Below are 26,357 nucleotides of genomic sequence, written 5' to 3'. Positions count from 1 at the left end.
GACGAGGCGCTGTCACGACCCGTGATCAGCGTTCGTCGCGAGGCAGGAGCGCCTCGAGGTGCCACGTGTGGAGCAGCAGCTTACGCTGCGATCCGACGAGCGCGTCGCGCACGCGACCCGCGATCACGCCGGGCACACCGACCGCGATCGTCGCGCCCATCACGAGGAGCCACCACGTGAGGCGCGGCTCGAAATTCACGAGGCGCGGCAGCACGTGGATGCCCTCGGCGTCGACGACGAACGTCGGCGCGAGCACGCCGAGCTCCTCGAGCACGATCGGGATCCCCATGCCCGCGAGCGCGACCGCGATCAGCATCGCGCGCTGGATCGGCGCGGCGTACGCGCAATAGACGATCAGGTGCGTCGCCATCAGCGTGGGCGCGACGAGCACCGGGCTGAACACCTGGGTGAACACCGCGATCGAGATCGTGCCCGCGAGGAACGACACCACGGCGCCGAGCATCCCGCGCATCGCGCCCGCGGCGACGAGCCCCATCGCGCCCGTCATCACGATCAGCGTCGTGATCGCGAAGATCGCAGCCGGCGGATCGCGGAAGCCCATCACGATCCACACCGGGATGAACGAGCACCAGAACAGGTAGCGCAGCGTCGCGGTGCGCGCGGCGGCGCGCCACGCACCCTCGGCCCAGCGCAGCATCCGCTCGTGCACCTCGGGCGGCACCTCGCGCGGCGGCTCGAGCAAGAGGCGCGAGAGCAGCGTGCTCGCCTCGACGTGCTTGGGCACCAGCGCGACCGCGCGCGCGAGCAGGCTCGTCGCGGCCGCACCGTCGTCGCGCGCGAGCGCGGCCTTGGCCTCGATCACGAGCGCGTCGGCCATACGCGTGCGCTCGGCGAGATCCCGATCGCCGTCGAGGAAGCGCTCGACCGCGTCGGCGAGCGCGCGCGCGGTGCGGGTGCGCTCGCCGGGGTGCGCCCGCGTCGCGGCCGCGATCACTCGTGCGAGCTCGGGCGGCACGTCGTGCTCCGCGCCCGCGAGCGCGACGCTCGGCTCGATCCCGCGGATCGTGAGATCGAGCCGCTCGCGCGTGGTGCTGCCCGGGTTGAAGGGACGCGTCGCGAGCATCTCGAAGAGCATCACGCCGAGCGCGTACACGTCGGCCTCGGGGCCGACGTCGGGATCGCCCAGCGCTTGCTCGGGCGACATGTAGCCGGGCGTGCCGAGCGCCTGGCCGGGCCGCGTCTCGGAGAGGTCGTCCTCCTCGTTCGCGCGCGTTCGCTCGCCGGGATCGGAGAGGCGCGCGAGGCCCCAGTCGAGCACGTGCACCTCGCCGAACTCGCCGAGCATCACGTTCCGCGGCGAGAGATCGCGGTGCACGACGTTCTGCGCGTGAGCGAAGTCGATCGTGCGACAACACTGCACGAACGCGGCGAGCAGGCGCGCCCGCGTGAAGCGCGCGCAGGTGTCGGGGTCGCGCGCGACGAGCCCGGCGATCACCCCCTCGAGCGTGATGCCGCGGACGCGCTTCATCGTGAACCACGGACGCGCGCGCTCCGCGTCGGCGAGCTCGTAGACCGGCACCACGCCCGGGTGCTCGAGCCGCCCCTGCAGCCGCGCCTCGCGCAGGAAGCGCGTGCGCGCGTCGCGATCCTCGCTCTGATCGGCGCGCAGCACCTTCACCGCGACGTCGCGCCCGATGCGCTCGTCGCGACAGAGCTGCACCTCCGCGCTCGATCCCGCGCCGAGCGTCCCGGATGGCGCATAACGCGCGAGGAACGTCGGATCGTCGAACACCACCCCGTCACGATCGTCGCCGCCCATCACGATCATCGTAGACGAGGAGCGAGCGCGCGGGCGCAGCTCGAAGACGCTCGAGAATCGGCTCGCCCGCCCGTTCCTACCGCGCTTCGCGCGCGCCCGTCCGGCCCGTGCGGGACGAGCACTCCGGTGAGGACTCAGCAGTGGTCGCGGATCATGTCGAGCAGCGCGTCGAGATCGACCGGCTTCCGCACGAACCCCGCCGCGCGCATGCGCTCCGCGGCGGTCGGCCCGTCGGCATGCGCGGAGAGCACGACGACCGGGATGCCCGCGAGCACCGCGTCGCTCTCCTGCATCACGCGGAACTGCCAGCCGTCGACGACCGGCATCAGGATGTCGAGCAGGATCACGCAGGGCAGCGCGTCCGCCTTCGCCGCCTCGAGCAGGTCGAGCGCCTCGCGCCCGTTCGCCGCGGCGAGCGTGGCGAACCCCTCGTCCTCGACGATCTCGGCGAGGAGCTCGCGCACGTCGCGATCGTCCTCGACGATCATCACGACGCGATCACAGGGATCGGTCACGCGCGGCTCCGCGCGCGCGGCAGCTCCACCACGAAGCGCGCGCCCTCGCCGGGCCGGCTCTCCACGTGGACGTGGCCGCCGTGACGACACGCGATCTCGCGCGTGATGTAGAGACCGAGCCCGAGCCCCGCGACGTGGCGCGTCGGGGACGCACGCTGGAACCGGTCGAAGATGCGCTCGAGATCGTCGGGCCCGATGCCGATGCCGCGATCCTCCACGACGAGGCGCGCGCGATCCCCGGCGCCCTCGGTGCGCACGCAGATCGGCTTGCCCGCGCCGTACTGGATCGCGTTCGCGACGAGGTTGGTCGCGACCTGCGTGAGCAGCGTGCGGTCCCACTCGCCCGTCGCATCGCCCTCGGCCACGACGGTGAGCTCGCTGCCCGCGTGCTGCGCCGCGTCCTGGAACGTGTCGACCACCTCGTGCGCGAGCTCCGCGAGATCGACGGGCTCGGGCACGACGTCGAGATGGCCCGACACGATGCGCGAAGTGTCGAGCAGTCGATCGACGAGCAGTCCGAGGCGCCGCGTCTGCCGCAGCGCGCTCGCCATGCGCTTGCGCACCGGCGCGGTCGCGTCCGCGCCGAGCACACGATCGAGCGCGTGCACGCTGAGCTGCAGCGCGTTGAGCGGCGTGCGCATCTCGTGCGCGGCGATCGAGATGAACTCGTCGCGCACCCGCACCTCGTGGCGCTGCTCGGCCGCGGCGAGCTCGGCCGCGCGCAGCTGCTCCTCGTCGGCGCGCCGCGCGACCGCGGCCGCGACGACGTTCGCCACGCCGCGCAGGAAGCTCACGTCCTCGGGGTCGACCGCGTTCGGCCGCGTCCGCAGCGCGACGATCACGCCGTAGGGTCGCGCCGAGCTCTCCAGCGCGGGCACCACCACCGCGACGCCGCTTCGCACGCCGTGCTCCTGCTCGAGCGGAGAGCGCACGAACGACGCGTGCTCGAAGTCGTCGACCACCGCGGCCTCGCGTGTCGCCGCGACGTGCCCCGCGAGGGTTCGACCGTCGAGCACGAGCCGCGCGCCGATCGTGCCTTCGGACCAGCCGAGGCCCGCCGCGACGCGCATGCCCTCGCCGTCGCCGACGAGCAGCGCGACGCGATCGGCGCCCAGCACGTCGGCGATCGATCGCACGACGCGCTCCGCGACCGCCTCGGGATCACGATCGCGCAGCGCCGCGAGGCCGAGCTCCGCCATCGCCTCCTGCTGCCGCGCCCGCGCCTCGAGCCTGCGCGTGGCGCGCCGCTGCTCGGTCTGATCGCGCGTCACCTTGGTGAACCCGAGCAGCGCGCCGTTCGCGTCGCGCATCGCGCTGATCACCACGTTCGCCCAGAAGCGCGAGCCGTCCTTGCGAACGCGCCAGCCCTCGTCCTCGTGGCGTCCCTCGCGCTCCGCGATCACCAGCTCGCGCGCGGGCTTGCCCATCGCGCGCTCGTCGTCCCCGTAGAAGACGTCGAAGTGCCGCCCGATCACCTCCGCGGCGCGATAGCCCTGGAGCTGCTCGGCGCCCGCGTTCCACGTCGCGACGCGACCGTCACGATCGAGCATGAAGATCGCGTAGTCCTTCACGCTCGCGACGAGCAGGCGCCAGCGCTCCTCGCTCGCTCGCAGCGCGTCGTCGATCGCGCGGCGCGCGGTGAGATCGCGCGTGACCTTCGAGAACCCGACGAGGCGCCCGCTCTCGTCCTGCACGCGCGAGATCACGACGTCGGCCCAGAAGCGCGAGCCGTCCTTCCGAACGCGCCAGCCCTCCTCCTCGACGCGTCCTTCCTCCGTCGCGATGCGCAGGAGCTCGCTCGGACGTCCGCGCGCGACCGCGTCGGCGGGATAGAAGATCGAGAGGTCTCGCCCGATCACCTCGCGCGCGGTCCACCCCTTGATGCGCTCGGCGCCCGGGTTCCACGTCGCGATGCGACCATCGGGCTCGAGCATGAAGAACGCGTAGTCCTTCACGCTCTCGACGAGCAGGCGGAGGCGATCCTCGCTCCGTCGCAGCGCCTGCTCGGCCTCGCGACGCTCGGTCAGATCGCGCACGACCTTCACGAAGCCGCGCAGCGCGCCTCGCTCGTCGCGCAGCGCGGTGATCACCACGTCGGCCCAGAAGCGCGTGCCGTCCTTGCGCACGCGCCACGCCTCGTCCTCGATGCGCCCGAGCGCGACCGCCTCGGCGAGCAGGCGATGCGGCTTGCCCGCGCGCTGATCCTCCTCGGTGTAGAAGAGCGTGAAGCTGCGGCCGACGATCTCCGCCTCGTCCCAGCCCTTCATCAGCCGCGCGCCCTGGTTCCACGTGAGCACGTGGCCCTCGGTGTCGAGGACGACGATCGCGTAGTGCTCGATCCCGGCGACCAGCGCGAGCGCCTCGGGGCTGGGGTGCTGCATCGTCGTGAAGTCGTGGGGATCGTCCATCTGGCCCGCTCCCACGTCGGGCACGAGACCGGCCGTGACAAGGCGGAAGCGCACCGTTGCGCCACGAATTCCGCACGAACGTGGCATCGCGCCACAGCTCGGATCGGCTCGCGTGATCGAGATCAGCTGTATCCGAGCACGAGGGCACGTGCCAGGAGGTACCAACCGTCGACGAGCACGAAGAGCAGCAGCTTGAACGGCATGCTCACCTGCGTCGGCGACAGCGCGTTCATCCCGAGCGCGAGCAGCACGTTCGCGACGACCATCTCGACGACCAGGAACGGGACGAACACCAGGAACCCGATCTGGAACGCCTCGCTCAGCTCGGTGATCACGAACGCCGGCAGCACGATCAGGAGGTCGTGCTCGCTCACGTCGGCACGCTGATCCGCGGGGCGGGCGCGACGCGCGAGGTCGAGGAAGAGCCGCAGCTCGCGCGCGCCGGCGTTGCGCTCCAGGAACGCACGCAGCGGCGCGACGCCGAGCACCACCGCCTCGAAGAGCGCGTCGCTGGTCGACATCGGATCGACGCGATCGATGCGCGCCACCGCGGGCGCGGTCGCATCGACGATCTGCGAGCCCACGGGGGCCATCACGTAGAGCGTGAGGATCGCGGCGAGCGCGGTGATGATCGTCCCGCTCGGCACCTGCCCCGCGCCCAGCGCGTTGCGGAGGATCGAGAAGACCACCGAGATCTTCACGAAGCTCGTCGCCGTCATGAAGACGAAGGGCAGCAGCGTCAGCGCGCCGAGCGCGACGATCGTGACGAGCGGCAGCCCCGCGACGCCGGCCTCCTGCATCGCGCCGCATGGTCGTCGCGGCGCGCGAGCGCGTCAATCGTGCATCAACGCCAGCGCCCCGGGTGCGCGGCTTCCCACGCCTCGGCGGCGTCGCGCGAGGGCATCACCGCGTCGAGCACGTCTTCGATCGCGCGCAGCTCGGCGCGACGTCGGGCGCGGGGCACGGTCAGGCGAACCGCGGGGCCGAGCCGCTCGACCTCGACGAAGTCGGGCAGCGCCGCGAGTCTCACGCGCGCGAGGTGGGTCGCGCCGAGCCACACGCCGTCGTGATCGAGCCCGCGCACGCGCTCGACGTGCCACGAGCGGTAGCGCAGCGCGTCGCTGTGCCCGACCGCGACCTTCTCCCAGATCGTCGCGTCGTTGTGGGTCGGCGCGTTCTCCCACGAGGCCATCAGCGCGCCGAGCCCGACGCCCGATCGCATCGCGTCGTCGAGGATCCCGCGGAGCGACGACGCGTCGTCCTCGCCGTCGATCGGCTCGTGCAGCGTGAGCACGACGACGGGCTCCTGTCCGTCGAACACCCTGCCGGGCTCGCTGCCGAAGCACCCGAACATCACGCCCGGCGCGTGCAGCGTCGCCCACTCCGCGGGCCCGCCCGCGATCGCGGCGATCGCGCCCTCGCGATCGTGCGCGACGATGCGCGTGCCGATCGTCGCCCACCACGAGCCCTGCACGCGGTCGCACCAGCGCTCGACGTGCGGGCGCGCCCACGCCCACGCGTCGGCGAGCGATCCCGCGAAGCTCACGGTGCCGAAGCGCCGCGTCATCAGGTGCATCGCGTAGAGATCGCGGTCGCGTGCAACGTCGAGCGTGCGCCGCGGGCGATGGGGCTGCCACGAGACGCGCGTCCCGAGCGAGCACGACGCATCGCCGATCGCGCAGCGCAGCACCCCCTCGCCCTCGCGCTCGGTGTGCGCCGCGATCGTCATCGTGAAGCGTCGCTTCGCGATCTCGGCCCACGCGCGATCGGCCTCGCGGCGCGTCATCGACCCGGTGTCGGGCGTCTCGACGAGCCCCGCGGCGATCCGCAGGTCGGGCACCCGCGCGACGTTCGACTCGATCGCGAACGTGCCCACGCCGTCGATCGTGAGGGCACGCAGCTCGAACAAATCCTGCTCGTCCTCGAAGCGCACCTCGATGCCCCGCCCCGCGCCGCCGCGCGACTCCACACCGACGCGGAGCTCGACCTCGCGATCGACGAAGAGCACGTCGCCCGGATACGCAGTGAGCTCGAGCGCGACGGGGCCCTCCACCTCGCGCGGCGTCCACGTGTCCTTCGCGCGGCGCGCGCGCACCGCGATCCCGCCGCGGAGCTCCGCTTCGTCGAACATCCGCGCGACGTCGATGCGCAGCATCTGCGCCGCCACCGCGAGCGCGGTCTCCGGGAAGATCTCGCGAACCGCGTCGTCCCACCGCGCGCTCAGCGCGCCGCGCTCGAGCCCTTCGATCCCGATCTCGTCGATCACGCCCGGAGCGGGCGCCTCGTCGATCCCCCACCCGCCCGCCGGCTCGCCGCCGCGCACCAGCGCGAGCCACACGATCGCGCTCGCCTCGCAGTACGCCTCGACCGCGATGCGCGCGCTGCGCTCGGTCGCGACGCGCGCGATCTCGCTCGCCTGGTAGCCCTCGTCGACGATCGTCACCCAGCCGTGCTTCGGCGCGGAGATGCGCACCACGCGATCGGCGCGCGCACGCGGGCCCACCCGCTCGAACCCCTCGCCCTCGAGCCAGCGCGTGATCGCGCGCGCGAGCTCGGCGGGATCGTCGCTGCGCACGTGCACCGTGTGGAAGTTGCGGCTCACTCGCGCAGCGTACGGCGCGCGCGCCGCTTCGTTCCCGAGGACAGCTCGTCAGCGAGACGCGCCGCTCGCGTGACGGAACGTCAGCGCGGCGCGCACGATCCCCGCCGATCCTCGCAGGGCACGTGCGTTGCTGTGCGCATCGCATGGCCCGCACGGTGATCGTCGTCACCCTCGCGCTCGTCGCGCTCTTCGCCGCGCGCACGACGAACGATCTCGTCTCGCTCGCGCTGCTCTCGGCCCCACCGTCGCGCCGACGCGCGAGCGCGCCGCCCTCGAGCGCGCCCACCGATCGCGCGTGCGAGATCCTCACGCGCAACGTCTTCGATCAGCGCGGCCCGATCCCGTGCGACGAGCCGCCCCCGACCGCGACCGCCGTCACGACCACCACGACCGCGCCCGCCGAGTGTCCCCCGGGCCTGCGCCTCGTCGCGACCTACCTGCACCGCGACGCACCGCTCGCGATGATCGCGCGCCCCTCCGGCCCGACCGAGATCGTCACGCTCGGCACGACGATCGAGCCCGGCACGATCGAGCGCATCGAGCGCGAGCACCTCGAGCTCGAGAAGGACGGCACGCGGTGCCTGCTCTCGATGTTCGCCGCGCGCGAGCCGACCACGCTCGTCCGCGCCACCACCACGAGCACCCCGATCGCCGGTGCGCGGCTGCTCGACGATCGCATCGAGCTCGAGCGCAGCGCGCTCGATCGCCTGGTCGCCGAGCCCGCGTTCGCGCGCCTGCGCGCGATGCCCGCGCCGACCCGCGATGGTCGCATGGCGGTGCGCGTGCTCGGGATCGGTCGCACCCATCCGCTCACGACGCTCGGCCTGCGCAGCGGAGACCTGCTCACCTCGATGGACGGCCTCGGGCTCGACGGGCCCGACGCGTGGCTCGACGCGATGACCCGCGCGCGCTCACCGGGACGCCACGTCGTGATCGTCGAGCGCGACGGCGCACCCCGAGAGATCACGGTCGATCTCGTCGATCGCTGAGAGGATCTCCCCGACCCCAGAATTCGAAGACTGGCGGATGTTTCTCCGCTTGGCGTAACCTGTCGCGGAATGCTCGACGCACCGCCCGCGAACGTCCGCGCGGCCTGCGCAGCGCTGATCCTCGCCGCGAGCCTCTTCGGCCCAGCCGCGACAGCGCAGCCTGCCGCCACTCTCGATCGTTATCGGCCCGGCGAAACACCCGAGGACGATTTCCACCTGAGGCGCCCGACCGACCTCGGTCATCTGCGCTTCGGCGTGCTGCTCACGCTCGACTACGCGCTCGATCCGCTGGTGTGGGAGCGGATGCGCGGCGACGCGTCGAGCGAGTCGCTCTCCGTCGTCGAGCACGAGCTCGTCGGCACCGTCGGGCTCTCGCTCGGGCTCTGGGATCGCCTCGTCGTGTACGCGGGGCTGCCCGTGGTGCTCGTGATGGAGGGCGACGACGAGGCCGAGATCGCCGCGCTCGGATCGGGCCCACGCGGCGGCCCCGGTCTCGGCGATGCGTACGCCGGCGCGCGCGTGCGGCTCTTCGGCGAAGCGGACGACGTCGGCGCGCTCGCGCTGCAGGCGACGGTCACGTTCCCGACGTCGGATCCCGGCGACGCGTCGAGCTATCGCGGCGAGCCGACGGTCACGTTCGTCCCGCAGCTGCTCGGCGAGCTGCGCGCGGGTGTGCTGCGCATCGTGCTCAACGTCGGCGTGCGCATCCGCGAGGAGTCGGAGAGCGACGTGTCGAACCTCGCGTTCGGTCACGAGCTGCTCTACGGGCTCGGCCTCGCGCTCCCGGTGTGGACCGCGGAGGGCGAGCCGCGCACGCACTTCGATCTGCACGCGCAGATCTACGGCGACACGTCGCTCTCCGATCCGTCGGAGCGCACGAGCACCGCGCTCGAGGCGACCGGTGGGATCCGGTTCTTCCACGCGAGCGGCGTCGTGATCGGCGCGGCCGCGGGCCCGGGCTTGTGGCGCGGCCTCGGCAGCCCCGATCTGCGCGCGGTGCTCAACGTCGGTTGGGCCACGCCGCCCGAGACCGCGCCGCGTGATCGCGACGGCGACGGCATCTTCGATCAGGACGATCGCTGCCCCGACGAGCCCGAGGACATCGATGCGTTCGAGGACACCGACGGATGCCCCGACCGCGACGACGATCGCGACGGCATCCTCGACACCTCCGACGTCTGTCGCCTCGAGCCCGAGACCCAGAACGGCTTCGACGACGAGGATGGCTGCCCCGACGAGATCCCCGACACCGACGGCGACGGACTGCGCGACGACGTCGATCGGTGCGTGAGCGATCCCGAGGACGCCGACGGCTGGCAGGACGAGGACGGCTGCCCCGATCCCGACGACGATCAGGACGGAGTGCTCGACGCGAGCGACGCGTGCCGCCGCGAGCCCGGCCCCGCGGCGAACCGCGGCTGCCCCGATCCCGATCGCGACGCCGACACCGTCGTCGATCGCCTCGACAACTGCCCCGACGAGCCGGGCCCGCCCGAGAACCGCGGCTGTCGCGAGCAGCAGCGCGTCGTGATCGAGGGAGATCGACTCGAGATCCTCGAGGCCGTCTTCTTCCGCACCAACGGCCATCAGATCCTCGCGCGCAGCTTCCCGCTGCTCGAGAACGTCGCGCGCGTGATCAACTCGCACCCCGAGATCGCGCGCGTGATCGTCGAGGGCCACACCGACTCGCGCGGTCGTCGCGACCGCAACATGCAGCTCAGCCAGCGCCGCGCCGAGTCGGTGGTGCGCTTCCTCGTCGAGCACGGCGTCGATCCGTCGCGCCTCGAAGCGCGCGGCTACGGCCCCGATCGACCGCGCATCCCGAACGCGACGACGCGCGACGAGCACGCGCAGAACCGTCGCGTCGAGTTCCACATCCCCGGCGAGCACGCGGGCATCGAGCAGGGCGAAAGCGAGGCCACGAGTGAATCGATCGATCGCTGAGATCACGGCGTTCGCGCTGATCGTCGCGGCGCTCTTCGCGCCGGCGAGCGCGTCCGCGCAGGTGCCGCCGCCGGCCTATCCGCCGGACGCGGCGTTCTCCGCGGTGAGCTGTCTCGATCCCACCGCGATGCCCTCGCAGGATCCCTGCACCGACGACGCGCGCGATCACCGCAACATCATCGGCGCCGGGAGCTCGCCCGCGTACCAGACCGCGCAGGACGGCACCTACCTCTACCTGCGCGTCCGCGTGGAGGACGATCCGCGGCAGAGCGGCGCGCTCGTCGCGTTCGCGTGGGGCTTCGGCATCGACGTCGACGGAGACGGCGCGTTCGAGGCGTACGTCTCGCTGATCGGCCAGGGCATGGCCGATCGCCTCGAGGTGCTCGATCAGGACGCGAGCAACGGCACCACGCCGAACCTCATGCTCATGAGCGGCGGCGCGGGCGACACGTCGCTGCGCCCGATCCTCAGCGACGCGCTCGGCGGCACCTGGGCGCGGGTGACGCAGGCACCGCCGCCCGGCACGAACTTCTGTCCCGACGACACCGATCCCGCGGGCGACTTCTTCATCACGGTCGCGGTGCCGCTCGACGTGCTCGCGGACTTCGGCGCGCTCGGCGGCGCGATCGCGTACGCCGGCAGCTCGTCGGAGTTCTCCGGCATCCAGAACGACTTCGTGTGCGCCGACGGTCGTCCCGCGGCGTGCACCACCGGCGCCGACTGTCCCTCGGGCGTGTGCCTCGAAGGCGTCGATCGCTGCGCGCCGCCGGTGGTCCCGGTGTTCCTCGGCTGCGTCGACGACGCGACCGCGCCCGGTGTCGACACTGGGTGCACCGCGTCGACGCCGACGTGCGTGCAGACCCCGACCGGCTCGGCGTGCGTCGGGTGCACCAGCGCGACCGACTGCGGCGACGGCAACGCGTGCACGGCGGACGCGTGCGTCGCCGGGACGTGCGTGCGCACGCCGCTGCCCGCATCGACGCTCTGCGCCGGCGGCGTGTGCAACGGGAGCACGAGCGCGCCCGCGTGCGTGGCCTGCCTCGACGACGAAGCGGGCGGCGGGACCGACAGCGGGTGCAGCGCGAGCACGCCCTTCTGCGATGCCTCGAGCGCGACGTGCGTCGCGTGCCTCGGCGCGAGCGACTGCGACGACGGCAACGGCTGCACGAACGACGCGTGCAGCGCCGGCATCTGCTCGCACACCGATCGCGCGACCGGTGATGCGTGCACCGGCGGCGTGTGCGACGCGAGCGGCGCGACGCCCGAGTGCGTGACCTGCATCGACGACGCGGGCGGCACCTCGCAGGACAGCGGCTGCACCGCGGGCGCGCCGGTGTGCGACACCTCGGGCGCCTCGCCGGTGTGCCGCGGCTGCACCGTCGCCGCCGACTGCGACGACGGCAACGAGTGCACGACCGACGCGTGCAGCGCGGGCGCGTGCACCGCGACCCCGCGCGCCGCGGGCACCACGTGCGCGACCGGCGTGTGCGACGGAGCGGCGAGCGCGCCCGAGTGCGCGCCCTGCCTCGACGACAGCACCGGCACCGGTGTCGACAGCGGGTGCAGCGCGGGCTCGCCGTTCTGCGACGATCGCGGCGCGACCTCGGTGTGCGTCGGCTGCGTCGCCGACGCGGATTGCGACGACGGGCTCGAGTGCACGACCGACGCGTGCACCGCGGGCGCGTGCATGGCGACGCCGCGTGGCCCCGGCGCGCCGTGCAGCACCGGCGTGTGCGACGGCACGGCCGGCGCGAGTGCGTGCGTCGCGTGCGTCGACGATGCGGGCGCGGGCGCGACCGACGCGGGCTGCGACACGAGCGCGCCGATCTGCGACGCGGGCGAGTGCGTCGCGTGCGTCGACGACGCGAGCGGCGGCGATCGCGACACCGGCTGCGGCGGCACCGCCGCGCTCTGCGACGAGAGCGGCGCGACGCCGGTGTGCGTCGTGTGCTTCGACGACGGTGCGGGGCTCGATCCCGGATGCGCGGCGCCCGACGAGGTCTGCGTGTCGAGCGCGGGCACGCGCGTGTGCGTGACCTGCGGCGACACCGCGACCGGCACCGGCATGGACTTCGGATGCGAGGCCCCCGCCCCGCTCTGCGTCCCGCGCGACGACGGCGTGGTGTGCGTCGAGTGCAGCGACGACTCGACGTGCAGCGCGGCCGAGCGCTGCAACGTCGCGCTCGGCGAGTGCGTGCCGCGGTGCACCAGCGACGCCGAGTGCGCGGCGCCGACGCCGATCTGCGACGGCGGCCTGTGCGTGGAGTGCGTCGTCGACGAGACCTGCGCGGGCTTCGAGATCTGCGACGACGGCGGCGCGTGCTCGCCGCCCGACAGCGACGGCGACGGCGTCGACGACGTGACCGACGTCGACGACGACGACGACGGCATCCCCGACGCCGACGAGCTCGGCACCGATCGCTCGCTCGACGCGGACGACGACGGAGTGCCCGACTACGCCGATCCCGACGCCGTCGAGTGCGACGACACCGACGCCGACGGCGCGTGCGACACGCTCGTGCGCGACGTCGACTTCGACGAGGACGGGATCCCGAACCACCTCGACCTCGACGCCGACGGCGACGGCCTCACCGATCTGCGCGAGGGCGGCGGCATCGATGCGGACGGCGACGGACGCGTCGACGGGCTGACCGACGCCGATCGCGACGGCCTCGACGATCGCCTCCTCGCGTCGCCGCTGCCGCTGCGCGACACCGACGGCGACGATCATCGCGACTTCCTCGACGTCGACTCCGACGGCGACGGGCTCACCGACACCCACGAAGCGGGCGGCGAGGACGCCGACGGCGACGGACGCATCGACGACGGCGACGACGCCGATCGCGACGGCCTGCCCGACGTCGTCGACGGCACGCCGCTGCCCGGCCCCGACACCGATGACGACGGCACGCCCGACTGGCGCGACGTCGACACCGACGGCGACGGCGCGCCCGACGCGACCGAGGGCACCGACGGCGATCACGACGGCACGCCCGATCGCACCCCGAGCGGCGAGGACTCCGACGGCGACGGGCTCGACGACGCGTTCGATCCCGACGACGGCGGCACTCGCCCCGAAGAGCCCGACACCGACGGCGACGGCACCGCCGACTGGCGCGACCCCGACGACGACGGCGACGGAGTGCCCACGTCCGACGAGGACGTGAACGACGACGGCGAGCCCGACGACGACGACACCGACGGCGACGGAACGCCCGACTACCTCGATCCCGACGACGACGGCGACGGCATCTCGACGATCGACGAGGACGTGAACGACAACGGCGATCCGCGCGACGACGACAGCGACGGCGACGGAACGCCCGACTACCTCGACCCGAGCGCGAGCGTGCAGCCCGGTGGCTTCAGCGGCGGCGCGCTGTGCGCGGCATCCCCGGGCTCGCGCCCGAGCGGACCGGCGCTGATCGTGCTCGCGATGATCGCGCTCGCGCTCGCGCAGCGCCGTCGAACGCGCTGATCACGAGTCCACGCCGTGGACTTCCGAGTCCACGCACGTGGACTCGGAACAGCGGAACCACGGAGGGCCGCAGAGAGGGAGAGCTCTGCGGCTCTCTGCGTCCTCTGTGGTGAAATTCTCCTCGCGCGAAGCGCGATCAGCGACCGCCGTCGATCACCTTGAAGCGGGCGCGGCGGCGCTTCGCTTCTTCGTCCGACGACTCCGCCTTCTCGTCCGCCGTGGCGGCCGGTGCGGGCGTGGGAGCAGGCGCCTCGGCCTTGGGCTCGCTCGGTCCTTCGCTGCTCTCGATGCCCTCGCGCATCGCCGGACGCTCGGGGTGCGTCTGCAGCGTGTCGTCCTTCGGCAGGTGGCTCTCGATCACGATGCCGCGCCCGGTCGCGCGATCGAGCACCACGTAGATCGACGCCCACGGCAGCGTGCAGCGCGTGACCTGCCCCTGGAACGCGAGGTCCACCTCGATGCCCGCCGCGCTCGTGGTCAGGTTCAGCGGCCAGCTCGCGTCGAGATCGAGCACGAGGCGCGCGCCCCACTTCGTCTTCACGAATTCGGGCACCACCACGTCGTCGCGCCGCGCGTCCACCTGGATGCGCGGCGTGTGACCGGCGTTCCAGATGTCGTCGATCGCCGCGTGGATGGGGTGATGGATCTCGGCGCGCCGCATCTCGCTCTCTCTAATCTCTCCGCCCGGAGCTTCGCTCCGGGTTTCTCCTCGTACTGCCGCCCGGCCGTTCGTTCCGGGCTGAACATCGATCCCGGTACGAACATCCGGGCAGCAGCACTAGGAGCCCAATCTGTCTCGGAACGGGCGCGCTGTCAGAACGCGCTGCTGAGCGACTCGATCGACTCGCGCCGGAACTCCGGCGTGAACAGCATCGGCAGCGTGACGCGCGGCAGCTTCGGCAGCGCCGACGCGAGCTTCGCGAGGCTCTGCTCCTGCACACCCTCGCGGATCGCGCGCGCCCGCCCGGCGAGCGCGAGCCCGTGCAGCGGCGAGCCGCTCGCGAGCTGCGTCGCGAGCTCGCCCACCGCGTCGCGCTCGGTCGTCGTGAACAGGCGCGGGAGCACCTGGTTCACCACCAGCGCCTGGGGGTGCATCCCGAGCTCCTTCACCACCGCGCCGTGCAGCTCGATCGTCTCGTTCGCCGGCATGTCCTCGGCGAGCGTCACGAGCACCACGCCGCAGCGCGCGGGATCGCGGAAGAGCGCGAGCGCGTCCTCGGCCTCGCGGCGCAGGAGGCCCGGAGGCGCGACGTCCACGATCACCTTCGGCACCCGCAGCATGTCGAGCCCGTGCCCGGTCGCCGGCGCGTCGAGGATCACGAGGTCGTAGCGCTTGCTGCGCCCGTCGGGGAGCGTCTCCTTGGTGTGGAAGAACGCCTTGCCGAGCATCGACCACGCCTCGATGCCGGGCGTGCCGCGGAGCAGCGCGGTCACGATGCGGTTCTCGAAGATCGCGCGCTGCAGCGTGCGCGACTTGAGCACCATGAGGCCGTACTCCTCGAGCGCGTGCTGCGGGACCATGTTCACCGCGTCGAAATTCGGCGCGACGTTCTGGTTGTGCGGCCCGATCGGCTCCACCTCGAGCAGCGTCGAGAGACGCTCCTTCGCGTTCGCCATCGCGACCAGCACGCGCTTGCCCTTGCGCGCCGCCGCGAGGCCGAGCGACGCCGCGACGGTGGTCTTGCCGACGCCTCCTTTGCCGACGACGAACAGGAACTGCTGATCGAGGAGCGCAGGCATCGGGTTGGGGGGCCGAAGCTACCGCCCTGCCCCGCGCCGGGCAACCGTCCGCGTGGCCCGAAACCAGGCGCGCATGGTCCCGAAACGCGCGCCTGCTCCGACCGCGTCAGCCGCGCTTCTTCTTCGCGGCAGTCTTCTTCTTCGTAGGCTCGCTCGCGCGCGCGTGGGCGTCTCGCAGCGCTCGCTCCAGATCGCGCTCGGAGACGGTGCGCAGGTTCACCGTCGTGGCGCCCATCCGCCCCCAGCCACCGGGCACCGGCGCGAACGAATCGGGCAGCGCTTCGCAGATCGCTTCCTGGGTGTCGGCATCGAACATCAGGTTCGCCGACGCCGCGTCCGGCGGCAGCGTCGCGAAGATCCGGCGCTTGGTGCGGAACGCCGCGCGGTCGAAGTGCTCCACCTCGTAGGCGCCCTCGAGCGAGAGCGCGAGCTCGCGGAATCGCTGACCGCTCACCACGACGAGCAAGCTACCAGCTCCGAGCGCCCCGCGCGTCTCAGTCCTCCGCCGCTGCCTCGACCTCGGGCTCGACCGCCTTCACCGGCGGCGACTGATTCCGCGCCGCGTACCACCGGCGCGCGTCTTCGAAGAGCGAGTACGCGACCGGCACGATCAGCAGCGTGATCAGCAGCGAGAGCGCCTGCCCTCCGATGATCACCTTCGCCATCGACGCGCGCGTCGCCGAGCCCGGCCCTTCGCCGAGCGCGATCGGGATCATGCCCGCGATGAGCGTCAGCGTCGTCATCAGGATCGGCCGCAGGCGCTTCTTGTTCGCCTCGATGATCGCTTCGTGCAGCGGCACGCCGCGATCGCGCAGCGTGTTCGTGTAGTCGACCTGCAGGATGCCGTTCTTCTTCACGATGCCGAAGAGCATGAACACGCCGAACGCCGAGTAGATGTTCAGCGTGTCGTCGAGCATCAGCAGCGAGAGCAGCGCGAACGGCAGCGAGAGCGGCAGCGAGAGCATGATCGTGATCGGGTGCAGGAAGCTCTCGAACTGCGCGGCGAGCACCATGTACATGAACAAGAACGAGAGCAGCAGCGCGCCCAGCAGGTTGAGCATCGTCTCTTCGAGGATGCGCGCGCGCCCGCCGAACTTGAGCGAGTAGCCGGGCGGCATGTCGACGCCCTGCGCGAGCGCCTGCACCCGCGAGACCGCGGTGCCGAGCGGGATCTCGTCGAGGTTCGCACCGATCTCGAGCTGACGCGTGCGATCGAGGCGATCGATCTGCGCCGGCCCGCGCGCGCGATCGAACGTCGAGATCGCGTCGAGCCGCAGCGGTCCGTTCGCGCCGCGCACCGGCAGCGCCGCGAGCCGCGACGCGCTGGTGCGATCCTCGGGCTCGAGGCGCATCCACACGTCGTACTGCTCGTCTCCGTCGCGGATGGTCGAGACCGGCGCGCCGCCGGTCAGCGTGCGCAGCGCGCTCGCCACTTCCGTCGCGCGCACCCCGAGATCCGCCGCGCGATCACGATCGAGCTGCACCTGCACCTCGGGCTTGCGCACCGCAGCCGAGGTGTCGACCTCGAGGAACCCACCGCTCGCGCGCATGCGATCCATCAGGTCCCCGCTCACGCGATCGAGCTCGCCCAGATCGCGACCCCGCAGCGAGAACGTGAGCTGCGCGCCGCGCGCGCCGCCGCCGAAGCCGCCGATGTTCTGCACCGAGGGCCGCAGATCCGCGTAGGGCCGCATCAGACGGCGGGTCTCGGTGATCGCCTCGGAGAGCGGCCAGTCGCGCTGCTCGAGATCCGTGATCGCGACGTACATCTGCACTTCGGTCACGTCGTCGCCGCCGCGCGACGCGCCCACCGACGTGTAGATGCGCTCGACCCCGCGCACCCCGCGGATCACGCCCTCGACCTCGTCCGCGAGCGCCTCGCTCGCCGAGAGCGTCGAGCCCTCGGGCATCGTCAGCACGACCGCGAAGTCGCTGGTGTCGTCCTGCGGCGTGAAGTCCTTGCCCACCGCGACCAGCAGCGGCCACGTCGACGCGATCGTCGCGATCGCGATCAGCACGACGCCCCAGCGGAAGCGCAGCGACCACTCGACGAGCTTTCCGTAGATGCGCTCGAGCCGATCGTTCAGCGCGTCGACGGCGCGCGCCATCACGTTCTTCTTCTCGTCGTGCACGTGCGGCTTGAGGAACCGCGAGCACAACATCGGCGTCAGCGTCAGCGCGACGAAGAGCGACACCATGATCGCGAACGCGGTCGTGATGCCGAAGCTCTGCCAGAAGCGCCCGACGCGTCCCTCCATGAACGCCGTCGGAAGGAAGATGATGACGAGCGAGAGCGTCGTCGCCATGACGGCGAGCGAGATCTCCTTCGTGCCGTCGATCGCCGCTTGGAACGGCGATTTCCCCTCTTCGACGTGCCGGTGCACGTTCTCGAGCACGACGATCGCGTCGTCGATGACGACACCGACGCTGAGCGTGAGCGCGAGCAGCGTGAAGTTGTTCAGCGTGTAGTCGAGCGCGCGCAGGATCGCGAACGTCGTCACGATCGACGCGGGGATCGAGATCGCCGCGATGATCGTCGAGCGGAACGAGCCCATGAAGAGCAGCACCGCGAGCGACGCGAGCAGCGCGCCGAGCACGAGGTGCAGCTCGACCTCGTGGATCGATCGCCGCACGAACACCGACTGATCGCGCACCACCTCGATGCGCACGTCGCCCCCGACGTTGCGCCGGATCTCCTCGAGCCGCGCGAGCACCGCGTCGACGACCTCGACGGTGTTGGTGCCCGACTGCTTCTGCACGGTGAGCGAGACCGCGGCCTGCCCGTCGAGCCGCGAGAGCGAGCGCGGCTCCTCCTCCGAGTCCTCGACCCGCGCGAGATCCGACAATCGCAGCGGGGTCGATCCCGGGCGCTCGCGCACCACGATGCGCCCGAGCTCCGCGGCCGAGCGCACCTGCGAGAGCACGCGCACGCCCTCTTCGCGCGTCGAGTCTCCGATGCGCCCGCCCGGCAGCTCCACGTTCTGCGCGCGGATCGCGCTCTCGACCTCGTTCGCCGTCACGCCGTGCTGCGCGAGCGCATCGGCGTCGACGAGCACCTGGAACGCGCGACGACGACCGCCGATCACCTGGATCTGCGCGACGCCGGTCACGCCCGAGAGCGCCTCCGCGACCTCTTCCTCGGCGATCTCGGTGGTCTCGCGCAGGTCGCGCTCGCTCGACACGACGAGCGTCATCACCGGCAGCGCGGTCACGTCGAAGCGCGTGACGATCGGCGGATCCACTCCGTCGGGCAGGCGCGCGATGATCGTCTGCACCTTGTCGCGAACGTCCTGGATCGCCTCGTCGCGATCGCGATCGAGCAGGAAGTTCACGGTCACGATCGAGATGCCCTCGAGCGACGTCGATCGCAGCTCGTCGATGCCCTCGGCGGTCGACACCGCGTCCTCGACGAGCTGCGTGACCTGCGTCTCGACGACCTCGGGGCTCGCGCCGGGAAGGCGCGTCGTCACCGTCGCGACCGGGATCTCGACGTCGGGGAACTGATCGACCCCGAGCTCGCGGAACGAGAGCGCGCCGATCGCGACCGCGGCGGTCACGATCATCGTCGCGAACACCGGACGGCGGACGCAGATCTCGGAGAGCGTCACGAGCCGCTCCGCGCGCCCGCGCTCTCGTCGTCCTGCGCGCGCGCCGCCGCCGCGGGCTCGGCCTCTTCCTCGTCGGCGATCCGCACCTCGAGATCGGGCGCGAGCAGGCCGGGGCTCCGCGCCACCACGAGCGCGCCCGGCGTGAGCCCACGCACGATCGCGACGCCCTCACCCTCGCCGACGATCTCGACGTCGCGCGGCCGCGTGCGCCCCTCGACCACCTCGACCACGCGCGATCGACCGAGCACCTCGAACACCGCGGGACGCGGCACGCTCACCGCGTCGTCGACCGCGCCGAGATCGATCGTCGCGCGCACGTACATGCCGGGGCGCAGCACCGAGCCCTCGGGCGCGGGGACCTCGACCTGCGCGCGGTACGTGCGCGTCTCGGGATCGACCACCGGCGCGACCCGCGCGATGTGCGCCTCGCCCGCGGTCTCGCGGGTCACTCCGTCGAGCTCGATCGCGACCGGCGTCGACTCGCGCACCACGCCGCCGAGCCGCTCCGGCACGTCGATCGCCAGCCGCAACGGCGAGGTCGCGACCAACACGAAGAGCGGGGTCCCGACCCGCACGAACGCGCCGGGCGAGACCAGCCGCTCGGCGATCGCTCCATCGAACGGCGCCGTCACCCGCGTGTCACGCAACTGTCGCCCCGCGAGCGCGCGCTGCGCCTCGGCCACGCTCAGCTTCGTGCGCGCCTGCTCGAGCCGCTCGCGCGTCGCGAGATCGCCCTGCGCGAGGCGATCGGCGCGCTCGAGATCGAGGCGCGCCTGCGCGAGCTCCGCCTCGCTCTGCGCGACGCGCGCCGCGAAGTCCTCGGAGGTGATGCGCGCCAGCGTGCTCCCACGGCGCACGAAGTCGCCCAGCTCGGCATCGAGCCCGACGATCGCGCCCTCCACGCGCGCCGCGACCTCGACGCGCTCCGGGGCCTCGAGGGTGCCGCCGAGCGAGAGCGTGCGACGCCATGCGGTCGCCTCGGCACGCGCGGTGATCACGGTGCGCGGCCCCGAAGGCGCGCGCGCGGCCGCGCTGGGCGTACCGCTTCCGCCGCGCTCACTGCTGCCACATCCGACGACGAGCAGGGCGACGAGCGCGAGGGCCGCGGCGTGACGACGATAGTTTGAGCTCATAGCAATGATCGGGAACGTCCATCCGGGCGGACCCGCGACTCATGAGCAATACTCGCCGCGCGATGCGAGGACAACGTCGGAACGACGTGACGTGGCTCGCCGTCGTCGCAGTGAGCACCGTCATCGCGCTGTGCCCTCGCACGGCGGGCGCGCAGGAAGAGGCGAGCGACGACACCTGGGCCGCGCCCCCTCTCCCACAACCTCCGCCCGAACGGCTCACGCTCGACGAAGCGCTCTCGCGCGCCGACGCCGAAGCGGTCGATCTCGTGATCGCGCGCCTACAGGTCGATCGCACCGAGGCCGCGGAGCGCATCGCGTGGGCGGGGATCCTTCCGCTGGTCACGGGCAGCGTGAGCTACTCGCGGCTCGACGAGTCGATCGAGCGCGCGGGCGTCGGCACGGTGCGCCCCGCCGACTCGATCACGGGTCAGCTCACGATCAGCGAGACGCTCTCGATGCGCGCGGTGTCGCAGATCCGCATCGCGGAGAGCGAGTCGGACGCGGCGCGGGCCGAGCTCGACGACGCGCGTCGCGCCGCGCACGCGGCGATCGCGCGCGTCTTCTTCACCGCGCTCGCGGCGCAGCGCGCGTCCGAGCTCACGCGCGCACAGATCGCCGACGCAGTACGTCAGCTCCGCGCGGCGCAGCTGCGCGTGGAAGCGGGCGCCGCGATCGGGCTCGACGCCGCGCGCGCCGAGGTCGCCGCGCTCGACGCGATGCGCCGCGCCGCGGATGCCGACGCCGCGCTCGAGCGCGCGTGGGATCAGCTCGGTGAAGCGCTGGGGCTCGACGTCGCGATCGAGCCCGCGCCCTCGGCGCTCCCGGTCGTGCCCAGCGAAGAAGCCGCGATCGAGCGGGCCCAGGCCACGCGCTCCGACGTGCGCGCCGCGCTCGTGCGACGCGAGCAGGCGGGACGCCTCGTCGACGATGCGTGGTACCGCTTCGTCCCCTCGCTCTCGCTGGGATGGGTCGGCACGCTCACCGCGCCCACGACGATCTTCAATCCCGATCCCGCGCAGTGGGTCGCGACCGCGACGCTGAGCATCCCGTTCTACGACGGCGGCGCGCGCTACGGCGCGCTGCGCGAGGCCCAGGCGCAGGTCTCGCAGTCCGACGAATTCGTCGATGGCCTCCGGCGCCGCGTGCGCGTCGAGATCCGCGACGCGCGCCGCCGCATCGAGACCGCGGAGCGGGCGCTCGCGATCGCGACGCGCCAGGCCGAGATCGCGCGACGCGCCGTCGAGCAGACCGAAGAGGGCTATCGCGCCGGCGCGAACACGGGCCTCGAGCTCGACGCCGCGCGTCGCGACGCGGAGCAGGCCGATCTGCAGCGCATCCTCGCCGAGCTCGAGCTCGACAACGCGCGCGTCGATCTGCTCACCGCCGTCGGGGATCTGTAGGCGCTACGAATTCCGTAGCGCATGACGCGGCGGCCCCCCGGGCAGGGGGGGACCGCCGCGTCGTTCCCACGCGACGCGATGGATGGATGGGATGGATGGAGGATGGATGAGGAACCAGGAACCGAGACCAAGTGAAGCTCGTGCATCCGTCGTGAGGGCGACGGAGGATTTCCAAGAGCGCGCAACCCCGCGCTCGACCTCGCCCTGAGCACTGCACGTGCCACGCGGAACGGCAGCGATTTACGCGAATTGCCGCGCTCTCACGACCGTGCTCCACGCGCACGCGTCGTGCCGCGCTGTGCCGATGCTCGGACGCGACCGCCGAGACTGTCAGCGCCGTCGATCGATGCGCGCCCGATCGCTCCGCAGCGTCTCGCCCGGCGTGGTCTCACCCTCGATCGCGATCAGCGACCCGCGCCGCGCGCCCTCGAGCGGATCGCCCTCCCCGCGGTTCCGCGTCAGCCGCGCGATGCGCACCAGCCCGGGCTCGCCGCACGCATGCCACTCCGTGCGTCCCTTGCTCTCGATCGGCCCGCCCACGATGCGCCACACGTCCGCGACGCGCCCCGGCGTCCTGCGCAGCGTGAGGTACGCGTAGCTGAGCCCTTCCCAGCGAAGCCCGGCGCCGCGCGCGATCGTCTTCAGCGCGTCGGGCAGCGCGAGCGGGAGCTCCTCGTGGCACCAGTCGCGCTCGCCCTCGAGCATCGGGCAGGGCCCCGAGCGCGTGCACGGCGCGAAGACGTACGGTGCACGCGGCGACGCCTCGATGCGATCGCGCAGCTGCTGCAGCGCGCGCGAGCTCTCGCGCAGCGCGGGCTCGATCACGATCACCACGCCGTCGTCGGCGAGGATCTCCGACGCGCGCGCGAGCAACGTGCTCCGTCGCTCGAGCGGATCGGGATGCGCGGTCCAGAGCTCGTTCAGCGCGAGCCCGATCACGACCATCGAGTACCCACGACCCAGCGCGCGCACGTCGATCGGCTCGAGGTCGAGCTCGCGCGTCTCGAGCGTCACCGGCACCGTCTCGTCCGCGAGCGCCCCGCGACCGCACTTCGCGGCGAGGTGCTTCATCACGTCGAGCGATCGCGCGTCGCGCTCGATCGCGAGCACGTCGAGGCCCTCGATCCCCATGCGCTTCGCGAACGTCGCGATCCCGAGCGTCGTCGTCCCGAGCCCGGCCCCGAGATCGAGCACCTTCCATCGCGGTCCCGCGGGCAGCGCGCCCGCCCACGCGAGCTCTGCGAGCGGACCCTCGACCTTCGGGAGATCGCGGGGCAGGAAGAAGCGCAGCCGCGCCGCGAGCGCCGCGCTCTGCGAACGGAGGGCACCTCGGTCACGCGTGTACAGCTCGCTGAGGCGCGCCACCTCGTCCGCGAGGGCGGCCCCGGTGCGATCGTGCGGGCCGAGGAGCACCGGCGCCGCCTCGTCGATGGCGCGAATCCACACGTCGGAGAGCGCGCGCGCGGCGCGAGGGTCGTCGATCGAGTCCACCACGCGGCGAGCCTACAGCGCCGATCCGCGACGTCGATGCGCCCGAGCACGCTCCCCGCGCGGGCACGTCCGCGCTGGCTCGGCCGGTGCTATCTTCCACTTCTGCCGTGACGCGCGTCCTGCCCACGATCCCGCCGGAGCTCGTGGTCGTAGACGAGGACGAACCCTGTCCGTACCTCGAAGGCCACACCGCGCGCCGCCCGCTGCGCGTGCCGATCCGGCCGCTCAGCCCGGAGGAGCTCGACGCGCGGCTCGAGGCCGGTGATCGCCGCAGCGGCCCGTTCCTCTACAACCAGCGCTGTCCTTCGTGCAGCGCGTGCGAGCCGCTGCGCATCGACGTCGCGGGGTTCGAGCCGACCAGCTCGCAGCGGCGCGCCGGGCGCAAGGGCGATCGCGAGCTGATCGTCGAGATCGGCGAGCCGCTGGTCGACGAGGAGCGCGTCGCGCTCTTCGGCAAGCACGAGGAGCTGCGCGGCCTGCGCCAGCGCGAGCGCGCCCTCGACACCCAGGAATACGCGCGTTTCCTCGTCGAGAGCAGCGCGCCCGCGTTCGAGATCCGCTACCGCCTCGCGTCGACCAAGCAGCTCGTCGGCATCGCGATCACCGACCGCGGCGCACGCTCGCTCTCCGCGGTCTACACGTACTACGACCCCGACTTCGCGCGGCTCTCGCCCGGCGTGTACTCGATCCTCACCCAGCTGCGGCTCTGCCAGCAGATGAGCCTGCGCTGGCTCTACCTGGGCCTGGCGATCGAGCAGAGCGCCCACATGCGGTACAAGCTCGCGTGGTACCCGCACGAGCGACGGATCGGCGGGGTCTGGACGCGCTTCGACGGGGGCGCTGCGCTCGACGGGAACCCCGCGCTGCGATAGGTTCCGCGGACCCGATGGACCCCCGAGAGAAGGTCCGCGCGCCCGTCGCGTTCTGGGCGCTCGCCGCGCTCGCGATCGTGCTGCTCGTCGCGTCGCTCTACGCGATCTTCGTGATCGCGCCCGTCGAGCGTCAGATGGGCATCGTCCAGAAGATCTTCTACTTCCACGTGCCCAGCGCGTACGCGATGTACGTCGGGTTCACGCTCGCGATGATCGGCAGCATCGGGTACCTGTGGACCCGCCACGACAAGTGGGACGCGCTGGCCGTCGCGGGCGCCGAGGTCGGGCTGCTCTTCACCGCGATCGTGCTGATCACGGGCCCGCTCTGGGCGCGCAAGGCGTGGGGCGTCTACTGGACGTGGGATCCGCGCCTGACCACCACGCTGCTCGCCGGGCTCATCTTCACGGCGTTCGTGGTGCTGCGCTCGTTCGGCGGCGCGGGCGAAGCGGAGAAGCGCTTCGCGGCGGGCCTCTCGATCGTCGGCTTCTTCCTGCTGCCGGTGATCCACTACTCGGTGCAGCGCTGGCGCGGTCAGCACCCGACCGTGATCACGGCGCGCGGCGGCGGGCTCCATCCCGACATGTATCCCGCGCTCTGGCTCGCGTTCGTGCTCTTCACGGTGCTCGTCGCGCTGCTGGTGTGGGCGCGCGCGCGGGCGGAGCGGGCGCGGCAGCGCATCGCCGAGATCGAGACCGAAGCGGCCGCGCAGGGTCTGCTGGAGGAAGCATGAAGACGATCCACGCGCTGGCGCTCGCTGCGTTCATGGTGCTCGCGCCCCTCGCGACCGCGTTCGCGCAGGAAGAGCCGCGCCGCGAGACCGCCGCCGAGAGCCGCGCGACCTCGTTCCAGGCGGTGGAAGGCCCGAGCACCGAGGACGTGCCCGGCGGTCCGCTGCTCGTCGGCGCGTACGGCACGATCCTGGTGCTCGTCCTGACCTACGTCGCGTGGCTGGGTCGCCTGCAGAGCACGACCGCGCGCGATCTCGATCGACTGCAGAAGGCGCTCGATCGCGCCCCCGCGGCCAAGGCGGAGTGAGCGTGGGGCTCCCGACGGCCGATCACTTCTTCTTCATTCCGGCCGTGCTCCTCGTGGGGATCGCGATCGGGTTCGTTCTCGGGGCGCGCTCCGCGCGCGCCGAGCTCAAGCGGCGCGAACAAGCGCGCCGGAAGTAGTCGAGCGAGCGTTCTGCTCGGCGGGGAAGGAGGGCCTGAGCACGGGCCCTCCAGTAGTAACGACACGAGGACGAGATGCTGGATTTCGAGCTCACCGAGGAACAGCAGGCGCTGGTCTCCACCGCGCGCCAGTTCACGAAGGATCGCATCATCCCGATCGCGGCCGAGTGCGACCAGCACTCGAAGTTCCCCGTCGACGTGTTCAAGCAGGCGTGGGAGCTCGGGCTCGTGACGCCGGGCATCGAGGAGAAGTACGGCGGCGCGGGGATGGGCGAGATCGACAACGTCCTCATCACCGAGGAGCTCGCCTACGGCTGCACCGGCATCCAGACCTCGATCACCGCGAACACCCTCGCCGCGACGCCGATCATGATCGCGGGCAACGAGGACCAGAAGAAGAAGTACCTCGGCATGCTCGCGCGCGAGCCCGTGTTCGCCGCGTACGCGATCACCGAGCCGGGCGCGGGCAGCGACGCCGCGGGCATCCAGTGCCGCGCGCGCAAGGTCGGCGACGACTGGGTCCTCAACGGCCAGAAGTGCTTCATCACGAACGCCTCGATCGCGAGCTGGTACGTGGTGTTCGCGACCACGAACCCCGAGGGCCGTCACAAGAACATCATGGCCTTCATCGTCGATCGCGAGAGCCCCGGCCTCTCGATCGGCAAGAAGGAAGACAAGATGGGCCAGCGCGCGAGCGACACCGCGACGGTGATCCTCGAGGACGTGAAGGTCCCGGCGGCGAACGTGCTCGCGGGCGAGGGCGAGGGCTTCAAGGTCGCGATGCAGACCTTCGATCGCACGCGCCCCGACATCGGCGCGGGCGCCTGCGGCATCATGCGCCGCGCGCTCGAGGAGTCGATCCGCTACGCGCTCGAGCGCAAGACGTTCGGCACCGCGATCGCGAACCACCAGGCCGTGCAGTTCATGATCGCCGAGATGGCGATCAAGTACGAAGCGACGCGCCTGATGGTCCACAAGGCCGCGTGGATGATCGACAAGGGCTCGCGCAACTCGATCGTCGCGAGCTACTCGAAGGCGTTCGGCGCCGATGCGGCGATGCAGGTCGCGACCGACGCGGTGCAGGTCTTCGGCGGCAACGGGTTCATGAAGGAGTACCCGGTCGAGAAGCTGATGCGCGACGCGAAGGTCCTGCAGATCTACGAGGGCACGTCGCAGGTGCAGCGCATGGTCATCGCGAAGAACCTCTTCGCGATGTTCAAGTGA

20 protein-coding genes are annotated in these 26,357 nt (G+C 72.0%); 9 read left to right on the top strand and 11 right to left on the bottom strand.

The window, feature by feature from the left end; genetic code table 11:
• Nucleotides 1-25: 25 nt before the first annotated feature.
• From I5071_RS43725 to I5071_RS43705, 5 genes are all read right to left on the bottom strand, one after another.
• On the bottom strand, nucleotides 26-1,780 hold the full coding sequence (locus tag I5071_RS43725) for a serine/threonine-protein kinase (RefSeq protein ID WP_236519352.1): 1,755 nt from the start codon (nucleotides 1,778-1,780) through the stop codon (nucleotides 26-28).
• A 134-nt stretch (nucleotides 1,781-1,914) separates the two neighbouring features.
• Nucleotides 1,915-2,295, bottom strand: a complete 381-nt coding sequence (locus tag I5071_RS43720) for a response regulator (RefSeq protein WP_236519351.1) — start codon at nucleotides 2,293-2,295, stop codon at nucleotides 1,915-1,917.
• Nucleotides 2,292-4,757 (bottom strand): PAS domain-containing sensor histidine kinase, encoded by a 2,466-nt coding sequence (locus I5071_RS43715; RefSeq protein ID WP_236519350.1) that lies wholly within the window; start codon nucleotides 4,755-4,757, stop codon nucleotides 2,292-2,294. The genes I5071_RS43720 and I5071_RS43715 overlap by 4 nt, the downstream gene beginning before the upstream one ends.
• A gap of 68 nt (nucleotides 4,758-4,825) precedes the next feature.
• Nucleotides 4,826-5,503, bottom strand: a complete 678-nt coding sequence (gene sctR / locus I5071_RS43710; RefSeq protein ID WP_236519349.1) for a type III secretion system export apparatus subunit SctR — start codon at nucleotides 5,501-5,503, stop codon at nucleotides 4,826-4,828.
• A gap of 44 nt (nucleotides 5,504-5,547) precedes the next feature.
• Nucleotides 5,548-7,305, bottom strand: coding sequence for a hypothetical protein (locus I5071_RS43705; RefSeq protein WP_236519348.1), 1,758 nt, complete (start codon nucleotides 7,303-7,305; stop codon nucleotides 5,548-5,550).
• Nucleotides 7,306-7,448: 143 nt separating this feature from the next.
• On the opposite strand from I5071_RS43705, the gene I5071_RS43700 reads away from it, so the two are divergent.
• The 3 genes from I5071_RS43700 (at nucleotide 7,449) to I5071_RS43690 (ending at nucleotide 13,716) form a co-directional block, all read left to right on the top strand.
• The gene (locus tag I5071_RS43700) at nucleotides 7,449-8,294 is read left to right on the top strand and encodes a hypothetical protein (protein WP_236519347.1); all 846 of its coding nucleotides are present in this window, start codon (nucleotides 7,449-7,451) and stop codon (nucleotides 8,292-8,294) included.
• A gap of 69 nt (nucleotides 8,295-8,363) precedes the next feature.
• Entirely contained in the window at nucleotides 8,364-10,238 is a 1,875-nt protein-coding gene (locus tag I5071_RS43695; protein ID WP_236519346.1) for an OmpA family protein, read from the top strand.
• Entirely contained in the window at nucleotides 10,219-13,716 is a 3,498-nt protein-coding gene (locus I5071_RS43690) for a hypothetical protein (RefSeq protein WP_236519345.1), read from the top strand. Before I5071_RS43695 ends, I5071_RS43690 begins: the two co-directional genes overlap by 20 nt.
• Before the next feature lie 136 nt (nucleotides 13,717-13,852).
• On the opposite strand, the gene I5071_RS43685 is transcribed toward I5071_RS43690, so the two are convergent.
• From I5071_RS43685 to I5071_RS43665, 5 genes are all read right to left on the bottom strand, one after another.
• On the bottom strand, nucleotides 13,853-14,377 hold the full coding sequence (locus tag I5071_RS43685) for a ClpXP protease specificity-enhancing factor SspB (protein ID WP_236519344.1): 525 nt from the start codon (nucleotides 14,375-14,377) through the stop codon (nucleotides 13,853-13,855).
• 152 nt (nucleotides 14,378-14,529) lie between these two features.
• A complete protein-coding gene (locus I5071_RS43680) occupies nucleotides 14,530-15,456 on the bottom strand; it encodes an ArsA family ATPase (RefSeq protein WP_236519343.1) in 927 nt (308 codons plus the stop codon).
• Between the two features lie 106 nt (nucleotides 15,457-15,562).
• Nucleotides 15,563-15,910, bottom strand: coding sequence for an MmcQ/YjbR family DNA-binding protein (locus I5071_RS43675; protein WP_236519342.1), 348 nt, complete (start codon nucleotides 15,908-15,910; stop codon nucleotides 15,563-15,565).
• Between the two features lie 40 nt (nucleotides 15,911-15,950).
• A complete protein-coding gene (locus I5071_RS43670) occupies nucleotides 15,951-19,064 on the bottom strand; it encodes an efflux RND transporter permease subunit (protein WP_236519341.1) in 3,114 nt (1,037 codons plus the stop codon).
• Entirely contained in the window at nucleotides 19,061-20,197 is a 1,137-nt protein-coding gene (locus I5071_RS43665; protein WP_236519340.1) for an efflux RND transporter periplasmic adaptor subunit, read from the bottom strand. Before I5071_RS43665 ends, I5071_RS43670 begins: the two co-directional genes overlap by 4 nt.
• A 62-nt stretch (nucleotides 20,198-20,259) precedes the next feature.
• Between I5071_RS43665 and I5071_RS43660 the strand changes: the two genes are divergently transcribed.
• Nucleotides 20,260-21,597, top strand: coding sequence for a TolC family protein (locus I5071_RS43660; protein WP_236519339.1), 1,338 nt, complete (start codon nucleotides 20,260-20,262; stop codon nucleotides 21,595-21,597).
• Nucleotides 21,598-21,927: 330 nt separating this feature from the next.
• On the opposite strand, the gene I5071_RS43655 is transcribed toward I5071_RS43660, so the two are convergent.
• A complete protein-coding gene (locus I5071_RS43655) occupies nucleotides 21,928-23,091 on the bottom strand; it encodes a small ribosomal subunit Rsm22 family protein (protein WP_236519338.1) in 1,164 nt (387 codons plus the stop codon).
• A gap of 104 nt (nucleotides 23,092-23,195) precedes the next feature.
• Here I5071_RS43655 and I5071_RS43650 point away from each other — a divergent pair, with 104 nt between their 5' ends.
• The 5 genes from I5071_RS43650 (at nucleotide 23,196) to I5071_RS43635 (ending at nucleotide 26,357) form a co-directional block, all read left to right on the top strand.
• Nucleotides 23,196-23,960 carry an arginyltransferase gene (locus I5071_RS43650; RefSeq protein WP_236519337.1) on the top strand — a complete coding sequence of 255 codons (765 nt, stop codon included), beginning with the start codon at nucleotides 23,196-23,198 and terminating at the stop codon, nucleotides 23,958-23,960.
• A 14-nt stretch (nucleotides 23,961-23,974) separates the two neighbouring features.
• Complete coding sequence (locus I5071_RS43645; RefSeq protein WP_236519336.1) at nucleotides 23,975-24,691, top strand: cytochrome c biogenesis protein; 717 nt, start codon at nucleotides 23,975-23,977, stop codon at nucleotides 24,689-24,691.
• Nucleotides 24,688-24,996 (top strand): hypothetical protein, encoded by a 309-nt coding sequence (locus tag I5071_RS43640; protein ID WP_236519335.1) that lies wholly within the window; start codon nucleotides 24,688-24,690, stop codon nucleotides 24,994-24,996. The genes I5071_RS43645 and I5071_RS43640 overlap by 4 nt, the downstream gene beginning before the upstream one ends.
• Nucleotides 24,997-24,998: 2 nt before the next feature.
• Nucleotides 24,999-25,133: a hypothetical protein gene (locus I5071_RS46760; RefSeq protein WP_268921196.1), complete on the top strand. Its 135-nt coding sequence runs from the start codon at nucleotides 24,999-25,001 to the stop codon at nucleotides 25,131-25,133.
• Nucleotides 25,134-25,211: 78 nt separating this feature from the next.
• Nucleotides 25,212-26,357, top strand: a complete 1,146-nt coding sequence (locus tag I5071_RS43635) for an acyl-CoA dehydrogenase family protein (RefSeq protein ID WP_419249696.1) — start codon at nucleotides 25,212-25,214, stop codon at nucleotides 26,355-26,357.

The sequence above is a fragment of the Sandaracinus amylolyticus genome (genome assembly GCF_021631985.1).
Taxonomy (GTDB): Bacteria; Myxococcota_A; Polyangia; order Polyangiales; family Sandaracinaceae; genus Sandaracinus; species Sandaracinus amylolyticus_A.
This window is presented reverse-complemented; position numbering and strand designations above follow the sequence as displayed.